The sequence below is a fragment of the Endozoicomonas acroporae genome (assembly GCF_002864045.1).
Classification (GTDB): Bacteria; Pseudomonadota; Gammaproteobacteria; order Pseudomonadales; family Endozoicomonadaceae; genus Endozoicomonas; species Endozoicomonas acroporae.
In genome coordinates, this window is the sequence record NZ_PJPV01000227.1 from 1 (window position 1) to 9372 (window position 9372).

The following is a 9372-nucleotide window of genomic DNA, read 5'->3' on the forward strand; positions in this document are numbered from 1 at the left end:
CAAGTTTCAGCCTGTTGCACTTATTGTATTACTCCAGCAACACTTTTGTGGCATAAGCCCAGGCGAAATGTCGGCAGACAATTTTTGCTCCGGGTGCTTTGGTGTCAGTATCAGAGCGGTGGGCTTTGCCATTAAGGCATATGGGGGAGCAGGTATTATCGGAGTTATACATGGGGATTGGGACAACACTGCCATCCTGCTTGAAAGCGAGTTTAACCTGAAGCCTGCGCCCTTCATCATGCAGTTTGTCTGTCTTATTGGAAACATAGCCGGTTGGGCGCTTGCAGGCTGACGGGATGCTAATGTTATAAGCACTTAATGGTTTATGGAGTATTTGGGTAAACCGGGCATTTGGATGTTCTTTCATCAGCTGTTGGGTGTTACCTTCTAAAACGCTGACAGAATAACGACCAAACAATGCCTTGGTACCATTAACAAGGCATTTTATAGCCCTGATTATCAGTAAGGATTCTGAATGTCTATACCATGAATGTGATAGTGCTGACAAAACACTAAGCTTGATTTGTTCCATTACATGATATCCCTTGTTTGATTCTCATGATTCATTTGCTTGAAAATTTTAGAGGATAAAAGTTCTAAAAAGTTCCACGGCTATCCCTCAGCTCAGGAAAGAGTGATGTTTTATGTTTGAGAGGGTGTATGTTTTTTATAAGCCGGGATCGCACATCCCGGTTTATAAAAAAATGCCAGGTAAGCTATGTGGTGATCTATCAATCAATTTCTCTTCTCGGCCGGAATCGGGGATGATCGTTATGCCCAAGAACAAATGCAATCGCCAGGAACTGGTAATATGAGCCACCAAATAACTGGATATTACACTCATCAGCAGACCTCTTCCTGTCATCAATATTAACAAGAGCTCCTACATCAAAGAAGACGCTGGTTCCGAGATCTTCAATGTTAATGTGTGCAGCCAAACCTGGTTCCGAGAGAAGGAATGTTTTGTGCATGAGTGTATTGTTAGGGTCGTAAAAAATAACCTTCATGCACCCATCCTGCTTCTTTAATCTCAGGGCCATTAGGTGGCCACGTATATCGTTACCTCGTGTCTCAAAAAGAAAATTCTTTTCATCACCATTTATCATATTCCAGTGCTTTTCAACCAGCCTCGTAAGAACCTCAGGAAACAATTTCTTCAAGAAATAATATCCATCAGCATAATATGTTCTTTCAGTTCGTGGGCTCTTATGGAACGCAGCCATTGATGGATTAGCATATGTATTGGCAAAGGTTGTTTGTATTTTTTCCGGGGTGTTTATTGTTTTAAAAGTATCTTTTCCCCGACCGAACACTTTTGTGGCATAAGCCCAGGCGAAATGTTCGCAGCATATTGCTTCTCCAGGCGCTACGGTGTCAGTATCAGAGCGGTGGACTTGACAATTAAGAAATATGGGGGAGGAGGAATTATCGGAATAATATATGGGGATTGGGGCAACACTGCCATTCTCATTGAAAGCAAGTTTAACCAGCATTCCGCGCCCTTCTTTATACAGTTTTTCTATTTTATTGGAAATATAGGGAGTTGAGCTCTTACAGGCTGACGGGATGCTGATATCAAAGACATTTAATGGTTTGCCGAGTTTTTGGGTATACAGTGCATCTGGGTGTTCTTTCATCAGCTTGTGGGTGTTACTGTCTAAGGCGCTGACAGAAAAACGACCAAAATAGGCCTTGATGCCATTAATAAGGCATTTTATGGCCCTGATTAGCAGTAGGGATTCTGCATTTTTGTGCCATGTATATAAAAGTGCTGACTGAGCATCCAGTTTAATTTGATCCATTACGTAATATCCCTGTGTTATTTAATTCTTATGATTAATCTGCTTAAAATTTTTAGAGTACAAAAGTACTAATAAGTTCCGTGGCTGTTCCCCTTTTCAGGAAGAGTGAAGCTTGTTGTTGCAGGCAGGATCGTTTAGTGGGTACCTATTTATTGGATTTTTGGACTCGTGGCCCCACCGGCATACGCCATAAAACTTAGAGATCATGGTGCATGGCGGTTGGTTCGGGTGTCGGCTTCTTCAGGTGCCGACCTGCACGGAAAGGCTCGTTTTCGGGGGTGGTGATACTCAGCCATGGGAGGGTATGGAGATTAGCGCTTTTCTGCACTAGTCTCCCAGGAACGCCTTATAAGCCTCATTCTCATTTTCAGACCAGTAGCGGTAGCCAATGGCATCAAGATATTCCGGGATATGCTGGTGCTCCTCTTCCGGGACATCCAGGCCTATCGCAACCCGTCCATAGGCCGCTCCGTGGTTGCGATAGTGGAACATGGTGATATTCCAGCGCTGGCCCAGTTTGCTCAGGAAGTTTAATAAGGCTCCCGGGCGCTCCGGGAATTCAAACCGGTAAACCTGTTCATTGTTTACCGTTTCGCTATGCCCGCCCACCATGTGCCGAACATGGAGTTTGGCCATTTCATTGTCGGTCAGGTCAACCACGGGGTAGCCGTGCTGCTGGAGTTCATTAACCAGCCGGTCGATGGGCATCTGATCCGGGTGGACCTGAACACCGACAAAGATTCTGGCTTTGTCCGGGTTATGGTAGCGATAGTTAAACTCGGTGATATTTCTGCGGCCCAGCAGTTCACAGAACTGTTTAAAGCTTCCGGGTTGCTCCGGAATGGTAACGGCGATGATCGCTTCACGCTTTTCACCCAGTTCTGTGCGTTCCGAGACATAGCGCAAACGGTCAAAGTTGATGTTGGCACCGCTGTCAACGGCCAGCAGGGTTTGGCCCCGGACCTTGTCCCGGCTGACATACTTCTTCATACCGGCAATGCCCAGGGCACCGGCAGGCTCACAGACAGAGCGGGTATCATCAAAGATATCCTTGATCGCGGCACAGATTTCGTCAGCGGTGACGGTGATGACCTCATCGATACAATCCCGGCATATCCTGAATGTCTCTTCACCAATCTGCGCCACCGCTACACCATCGGCAAAGATGCCCACATGGGGCAGGACAACCCGTTCACCCGCATCAAGCGCCGCCTTCAGGCAGGCCGACTCTTCAAACTCAACACCGATGACTTTGACGTCGGGCCGCAGGTACTTGATATAGGCGCTGATACCTGCCGCCAGACCACCACCGCCCACCGGGATGAATACCGCATCCAGGGCACCGGTCTGTTGACGCAGGATCTCCATGCCAATAGTGCCCTGACCTGCGATGGTATCTATATCATCATAAGGGTGAATAAAGGTGTAGCCGTGCTTTTCAACCAGCTTAAAAGAGTGGGCCAGAGCCTGGTCAAAAGCGTCGCCATGCAGTATGACCCTGGCTCCGTAAGCCCGCACCGACTTCACTTTGATCTCGGGGGTGGTGACCGGCATGACGATGGTGGCCTTGATCCCCATTTCCCGGGAGGCCAGGGCTACTCCCTGAGCATGATTTCCGGCCGAAGCGGCAATAACGCCACGTTCTTTTTCTGCCGTCGTGAGCTGGGCCAGCTTGTTATAAGCGCCCCGAATTTTGAAGGAGAATACCGGTTGTAAGTCTTCCCGCTTCAGGAGAACCCGGTTATCCAGGCGCTGACTGAGGAAGCGGGCCTCATCAATCGGGGTTTCGATGGCGACATCATAGACCCTGGCTTCCAGTATTTTTCGAATATAACGGTGTGGCATGCTGTCCTGCTGGTGTCTTCTGTTAGCTTTATTGAGTTCAGGCAGTGCTGCGAAGCTCTCATTCTATAGGAATAAGCTTCAGGATGGCACTCGTCCAATTTGCCGGAAAATGGTGTAATATACGGCGCGTTTTCAGCCCTATTAACCGCTCAGTATTATCAGGAAACCCCATGAATCAGGATCAGCTCAAAAAGGCCACCGCCGAAGCCGCATTGCAATATATCCTGCCCCATCTGGAAAAAGATATGGTGATCGGTGTTGGCACCGGCTCTACTGCGCGCTTTTTTATTGATGCGCTGGCTGAATACAAGGATGATTTTGATGGCTGTGTCTCCAGCTCTGAGGCATCTACCGAGCAGCTGAAATCCCATGGTATTCCTGTCTATGACCTGAATACGGTGTCTGACCTGCGTTTTTATATTGATGGGGCAGATGAAGCCAATGAACATCTTCACCTGATTAAAGGAGGTGGTGCGGCACTGACCCGGGAAAAGATCATTGCAGCGGTAGCCAGAGAGTTCATTTGCATTGCCGATGAGAGCAAGGCGGTCGGTGTGCTGGGTGAATTCCCATTGCCGGTGGAGGTCATTCCCATGGCTCGCAGTCATGTTGGCCGTGAGCTGGTAAAGCTGGGAGGGGATCCTGCCTACCGCGAAGGGGTGGTGACCGATAATGGTAACGTGATTCTGGATGTCTGGAATATGAAGATTCTGGACCCGGTTGCACTGGAACAAAAGATCAATGGCATTGTTGGTGTGGTGACCAATGGTCTGTTCGCCTGTCGTCCTGCTGATGTGCTGCTGTTAGGTACAAACGACGGTGTTAGAACAATTGCCGGCAAATGATTAAAGCGGGTTCTCTGGAACAGTTGTGATTTTTAGTTGTTGATAGGTGGATCCCGCTGTTTCCATAAAAAAACCGCAATATTAGGCTGGATCGAATAGAAAAAATCCTTAATATAGCTATTGCTAATAATAAAAATGCTTGGCGACCTGCGTTGAGCGTAGTGAATGCCCTGTAAACTCAGGCATGAAAAACAACAATAAAGAGTGACTGACATGCTGAAATCATTCAATAAAAAAATGGCAGTCTTGACTGCCGCAGTGGCACTGGGCAGTGCATCCATCGCATCCGCAGAAGATACCATTAAAATCGCCCTGGCAGGCCCGGTAACCGGACCGGTTGCCCAGTACGGCGATATGCAGTTTATTGGTGCCAAAATGGCCATTGAGCAGATTAACCAGGCGGGTGGCGTCAATGGCAAGGAGCTGGAAGGGGTTGTCTTCGATGATGCCTGTGACCCCAAGCAAGCCGTAGCGGTTGCCAACAGAATTGTAAACGACGATATTCGATTTGTTGTCGGTCATCTCTGTTCTTCTTCAACTCAGCCTGCTTCTGATATTTATGAAGATGAAGGTGTCTTGATGATCACCGCTGCCTCAACCAGCCCGGACATCACCACCCGTGGCTATGAGCTGATTTTCAGAACCATCGGTCTGGACAGCATGCAGGGGCCAACGGCTGCGAAATACATCATTGATGCGGTAAAACCTCAGAAAATGGCGGTAATTCACGACAAGCAGCAGTACGGGGAAGGTTTGGCCGCCAGTGTTCGTGACGAAGTTCAGAAGGCCGGAGTTAAAGTCGCCCTTTATGAAGGTGTAACGGCCGGCGACAAAGACTTCTCTGCCCTGATTGCCAAGCTCAAGAAAGAAGATGTCGATTTCGTCTATTACGGTGGTTATCACCCTGAGCTGGGCTTGATTTTGCGTCAAAGTGCAGAGAAGGGACTGGATGTTAAGTTCATGGGGCCTGAAGGCGTCGGCAACAAGGATATCTCTGCCATTGCCGGTGAGGCCTCAGAAGGCCTGCTGGTAACTCTGCCCAAGAGTTTTGACCAGGATCCGGCCAATGCCCGGTTGGTGGAGGCATTCAAGGCCAGGAGTGAAGACCCTTCCGGCCCGTTTGTCTTTCCCGCTTACTCTGCGGTGCAGGTCATGGCAGATGGCATGAAGCTGGCCGCCAGTGAAGACCCTGAGAAAGTTGCCAGCAGCCTGCGGGCCAATAACTTCAAAACACCAACCGGTGAGCTTGGCTTTGATGGCAAGGGTGACCTGAAGGACTTCAGCTTTGTCGTTTATCAGTGGCATTCAGATGGCAGCAAAACTGCCCTGACCAAGTGATCGGAACAATGCCCTGCCTACATGGGCAGGGTATCAATAAAGGAAATACTGTGCAGTCGAATAACCAGACGGCACCAGTCTAACAATGAGAAAGCAGTAAAAGGCCTGCAGGGAGAGCAGAACGCCATAAGCGTTATTGCAACATGCGGGCCTTTTTTATGGATTCGACCATGCCTGAGTCAGCCTATTATTTTATCCAGCAATTGTTGAACGGCCTTAAGTAGTTGGCCAAATGGAATTGTATATTTCTGGCTAAGTGGGCAGTTACTATGCAAGGCACAACGCAGGGAGCATAGCCGTAGCTATGTGACCGGAGTTGTAACGCCGCAGAGTGACTGTCCACTTAGTCAGAAAATAGGATTTCATTTGGTTAACTACTTACACCTCCGCCACCAGAGCCCGCCACTCTGCCAGCTTCTCTTCCAAATCCGCAATATGCTCCTCAAGCCCCGCAAGCTCCTCTTCAGAAATGTGCAACCGGTCCCGAACATCATGGTGCCGTTTCTCTCGCCGCTGCAAAACCGACAGCTCTTCCTCGGCATCCTTGCTGCGGTTGAAGGCTTTAAATTTCATAAACCTGTATTCCTCTAACTGCAATCTTATATTGCCTTACCCCTTGCTACATAAGCGTGTGACCGAATTTACCGGCTCAGCCAGGAGGCTGGGCTTTACGGTTAAGATATACACCTGCATATAGAAGGGTTTAAGCTGTTTTTGTTTAGTTCAACTGCGGAATACAGGTTAAAGATCAGCACATACTCCGGCTGCGCTTCGGTGCCGATATTGCGCACCGAAAATGGCTGTTCTGAAAGCTCCGGGCTTTCCAGCAGCAGGTCAGCCAGATTAATGATGGCCCCTGGCCCGCTGCCCCGGCCAGTGCGTTAAAACCGCCGACCTGGCCGCCACTGTTGACGTGGCGCACCCAGTAATAGTGCCGGGTGGTGTTGCCGGTCACATCGGTATAGCGGCTGCCATTGGCCTCATGGACCAGTGAAGCCTGTTCACGGTCATCTATCTGCGTGCGCCACACTTCGGTATGGTTATGCCCCTTATAGGCCGGTGTCTCCCATTGCCGGAGCACTGCCCCAAAGACACCGGCAGCACTGAGCCCGGCGGCGTTCTGCGGGTTGTCCGGCAGCTCCACGCCATTGACCGGCTCCAGTATCTGCGTCACGCTGCCCACGGCACTGGCAGGCAGACTGAGCCGGTGGGCTTTCCCCTTTGCCACCCCAAGTCGGTTAAGTCGCTGATCATGTCTACACGGTCACCGGCCTTGCCGGAACGGCCAACCAGCTTATTCAGAAACTCGCGCACGTAACGGTCTACCGTGGCGGGCAGGGCAGGAAATTTGGGCATGGGTATCCTAAGATTGTTGGTTGTGAATTAAAGGATGCAGGCAATGCAAAACAGCAAAAACAATCTGTATGAAACTGACCGGTATCAGTGGATTGAACAGCAAAAAGAAAAATTCCGTAACGGCCAGTATGACCAACTGGACATTGACAACCTGTTCTGGGAAATCGAAAGCATGGGCAGTGAGTTGGGTGCGCTGGAACACCGATTGACGACCTTAATCCAGCATCTGCTCAAATATGACTACCAGCAGCGAGTACTGAATCCGGTGATGCCAGAGCCTTATAACTGCCGGGACTGGCTTGGGACCATCAGCAGAAACCGACTGGCCATTAGTAAGTTGATTCAGAAAAACCCACACATCAAGCCGCAAATAGATGAACAACTGGCCGAGGCGTACCCGGACGCCAAAAAACTGGCCATTGAAGATATGAACCGCTACGTCCAGCCCCATCAGCGATTAACGGCAAAAAGCTTTCCCTCTGCCTGTCCGTGGACCTTCGGCCAGATGGTGCAGGAAGACTGGCTCCCCTAAAGCTCCGCCATCGAGCTGGCCACAATCAAGGCAGTCACCGTATCATGCCAGTTCAAACTGCCAGCGACTGAATGTCAAACTCCATCGCCAGCCGGTAGGCTGCTGGCCAGGCGTATAAATGGTAAGGTCGCTGAACATTAACTCCTTGCCAGAGAAACCCGCCGCCACGCCACCGCGCAGCACCACCATCCCTTGCAGGTTATTGGGTGGTGAACCCAACCGATGGTTTTCAGGATGCCGCCCCGTTGGTCCAGCGGCGTATCATCCACCACGCTGGTAACGCCTGCGGGGGTATCGGTGGCCACGGTGTCGGCATTGATGATCTGGGTGCAAAGCTGGTATACGCCGATCTGGGTACTGGTGTAAATCCGGTAATGGGTAATATTCAGGTCCGCGGCTCCGCGACCTGAGCCCACAGTAATGTCCACCGTTTCACCGGGCTTGACCACAATCTCCCCGGTGGGCAGCGATGGCGGCCCTTCCCTCCGTTTTCGTCCATCCAGGTGTAGGTATAAAAGCGGCTTTCAGCATCGACTTCCTATGCATCCTCCGGTGGTGTACCACTGAGGCTGATCACTGGCGCTACATCCGGTTCCGGCATGCCCAACTGGTGATCATTCACCGGGTAATCACTGCCGCCACTCAATGCCAGCCCGTTATCGGTGTTACGACCTGCCTTGCTGGCCTATATTTCGCTATGCTTGGCTTTTGCATTGTCAATAGCGTTAAGTAGTTCATCAAGTTTGTCTAAACGCCTTTTATCCAACAATGTCTTCAACGTATCTTTTTGTATAAGCACGACAGCTTCCTTCAATACTTTTAAAGCATCTGCTACTTTGTCTTTGACAACATCTGGTGAAATAACGACGCCATTATCCAAATCTTCATCGATTCTGTGTAGCTTTTTTAGGTCAGTAACTTTGTTAACTAACTGTCTGACGTCAGATCGTTGTTCAGTACTTTGATTTTCCTGCTCTTGCAAAAACACTGATAATCCTTCAATTAGTTGCTCTGCTTTCATCAGATCAGTTGAGAGAGCCTTAATTTTCGCTATTTTTAATTCGTTTTGCTTTGACTGATCCGACGAAGGTGCGGGAGTAACTGTGCTTACATTTGGTTCTGACACACTACCAACTGAACGTTCACTGACACATGTTTCATGAGGCACCGCGCCTTGGTTCTCAGGTTTAGATGCCCCAAAAAGATACGTTTTAACAGAAGAAAGTATTGAAACTGTACGATTAAAAGCCCATCGAAATGGGTAAGTGACACAATCAAACACTGCTTTACAAGCGCTGCCTATGGATGAGGCGATACCTGATATAGAACTCATTGCTATCTCCATCTACTTTTATAATTAATTTCAATTTCCATGTCGGTGTTTGTCAACATAGTTGTCGCCTCAACTTAAGCGGCTTTGCTTAGTTGATCATCAGCAGGCCTGTCGGGATTCAACCAGACTTCATCAGCCAGATCCCAGTTCCTTGTTGACCTCTTTCCCCAGCGCTCTGGGTGGCGTTCTTTGGCTTGTTCATAAACCTTTCTGCGGTTAGCCATAAGCATCTCGGTTTCACCACGATGCCTTTGCCCGGGTGTCAGAAATTTCAGTCCACTGTGCTTGTGCTCTTCGTTGTACCATTGGGCAAAACCATGC

Annotated in this window: 12 protein-coding genes and 1 pseudogene; 5 read left to right on the forward strand and 8 right to left on the reverse strand. The window is 49.4% G+C overall.

From position 1 onward, the window contains the following. Nucleotides 1–292 (forward strand): hypothetical protein (locus CX664_RS27300; protein ID WP_219622295.1); only part of this gene is annotated, 292 nt, incomplete at its 5' end. A 439-nt stretch (nucleotides 293–731) separates the two neighbouring features. Here the strand turns inward: CX664_RS27300 and CX664_RS24485 are convergent. Then, nucleotides 732–1802, reverse strand: a complete 1071-nt coding sequence (locus CX664_RS24485) for a ShET2/EspL2 family type III secretion system effector toxin (protein ID WP_101749229.1) — start codon at nucleotides 1800–1802, stop codon at nucleotides 732–734. 327 nt (nucleotides 1803–2129) lie between these two features. Then, nucleotides 2130–3692: a threonine ammonia-lyase, biosynthetic gene (ilvA, locus tag CX664_RS24490; RefSeq protein ID WP_276328519.1), complete on the reverse strand. Its 1563-nt coding sequence runs from the start codon at nucleotides 3690–3692 to the stop codon at nucleotides 2130–2132. Between the two features lie 125 nt (nucleotides 3693–3817). Between ilvA and rpiA the strand changes: the two genes are divergently transcribed. Both rpiA and CX664_RS24500 read left to right on the forward strand, forming a co-directional pair. Continuing rightward, nucleotides 3818–4492, forward strand: a complete 675-nt coding sequence (gene rpiA / locus CX664_RS24495; RefSeq protein WP_101749231.1) for a ribose-5-phosphate isomerase RpiA — start codon at nucleotides 3818–3820, stop codon at nucleotides 4490–4492. Nucleotides 4493–4705: 213 nt separating this feature from the next. Then, nucleotides 4706–5830 carry a branched-chain amino acid ABC transporter substrate-binding protein gene (locus CX664_RS24500; protein WP_101749232.1) on the forward strand — a complete coding sequence of 375 codons (1125 nt, stop codon included), beginning with the start codon at nucleotides 4706–4708 and terminating at the stop codon, nucleotides 5828–5830. Between the two features lie 378 nt (nucleotides 5831–6208). Here the strand turns inward: CX664_RS24500 and CX664_RS24505 are convergent, their stop codons facing one another. From CX664_RS24505 to CX664_RS24515, 3 genes are all read right to left on the reverse strand, one after another. Then, complete coding sequence (locus tag CX664_RS24505) at nucleotides 6209–6403, reverse strand: hypothetical protein (RefSeq protein ID WP_101749233.1); 195 nt, start codon at nucleotides 6401–6403, stop codon at nucleotides 6209–6211. 175 nt (nucleotides 6404–6578) lie between these two features. Beyond that, entirely contained in the window at nucleotides 6579–7004 is a 426-nt protein-coding gene (locus tag CX664_RS24510; protein ID WP_163369654.1) for a hypothetical protein, read from the reverse strand. Next, nucleotides 7001–7186 carry a hypothetical protein gene (locus CX664_RS24515; protein ID WP_101749235.1) on the reverse strand — a complete coding sequence of 62 codons (186 nt, stop codon included), beginning with the start codon at nucleotides 7184–7186 and terminating at the stop codon, nucleotides 7001–7003. Before CX664_RS24515 ends, CX664_RS24510 begins: the two co-directional genes overlap by 4 nt. Before the next feature lie 43 nt (nucleotides 7187–7229). On the opposite strand from CX664_RS24515, the gene CX664_RS24520 reads away from it, so the two are divergent. Continuing rightward, complete coding sequence (locus CX664_RS24520; RefSeq protein WP_163369655.1) at nucleotides 7230–7718, forward strand: DUF29 domain-containing protein; 489 nt, start codon at nucleotides 7230–7232, stop codon at nucleotides 7716–7718. Nucleotides 7719–7760: 42 nt separating this feature from the next. Here CX664_RS24520 and CX664_RS26765 read toward each other — a convergent pair whose 3' ends face one another. Further along, nucleotides 7761–7937 (reverse strand): hypothetical protein, encoded by a 177-nt coding sequence (locus CX664_RS26765; RefSeq protein ID WP_180966622.1) that lies wholly within the window; start codon nucleotides 7935–7937, stop codon nucleotides 7761–7763. Between CX664_RS26765 and CX664_RS26770 the strand changes: the two genes are divergently transcribed. Next, the gene (locus CX664_RS26770) at nucleotides 7925–8128 is read left to right on the forward strand and encodes a hypothetical protein (protein ID WP_101749237.1); all 204 of its coding nucleotides are present in this window, start codon (nucleotides 7925–7927) and stop codon (nucleotides 8126–8128) included. The genes CX664_RS26765 and CX664_RS26770 overlap by 13 nt on opposite strands. Nucleotides 8129–8403: 275 nt before the next feature. Here the strand turns inward: CX664_RS26770 and CX664_RS24530 are convergent, their stop codons facing one another. Both CX664_RS24530 and CX664_RS26775 read right to left on the reverse strand, forming a co-directional pair. After that, the gene (locus CX664_RS24530; RefSeq protein ID WP_146000314.1) at nucleotides 8404–9051 is read right to left on the reverse strand and encodes a hypothetical protein; all 648 of its coding nucleotides are present in this window, start codon (nucleotides 9049–9051) and stop codon (nucleotides 8404–8406) included. A gap of 74 nt (nucleotides 9052–9125) precedes the next feature. After that, nucleotides 9126–9372: pseudogene (locus CX664_RS26775) on the reverse strand (IS3-like element ISGur5 family transposase); the annotation flags it as partial.

What these genes read in the sequence shown, in the direction of transcription:
- CX664_RS24485 (WP_101749229.1), bottom strand. Translation starts at nt 1,802, where the DNA reads ATGGATCAAATTAAACTGGATGCTCAGTCAGCACTTTTATATACATGG.
- rpiA (WP_101749231.1), top strand. Translation starts at nt 3,818, where the DNA reads ATGAATCAGGATCAGCTCAAAAAGGCCACCGCCGAAGCCGCATTGCAA.
- CX664_RS24500 (WP_101749232.1), top strand. Translation starts at nt 4,706, where the DNA reads ATGCTGAAATCATTCAATAAAAAAATGGCAGTCTTGACTGCCGCAGTG.
- CX664_RS24505 (WP_101749233.1), bottom strand. Translation starts at nt 6,403, where the DNA reads ATGAAATTTAAAGCCTTCAACCGCAGCAAGGATGCCGAGGAAGAGCTG.
- CX664_RS24515 (WP_101749235.1), bottom strand. Translation starts at nt 7,186, where the DNA reads ATGCCCAAATTTCCTGCCCTGCCCGCCACGGTAGACCGTTACGTGCGC.
- CX664_RS24520 (WP_163369655.1), top strand. Translation starts at nt 7,230, where the DNA reads ATGCAAAACAGCAAAAACAATCTGTATGAAACTGACCGGTATCAGTGG.
- CX664_RS24530 (WP_146000314.1), bottom strand. Translation starts at nt 9,051, where the DNA reads ATGAGTTCTATATCAGGTATCGCCTCATCCATAGGCAGCGCTTGTAAA.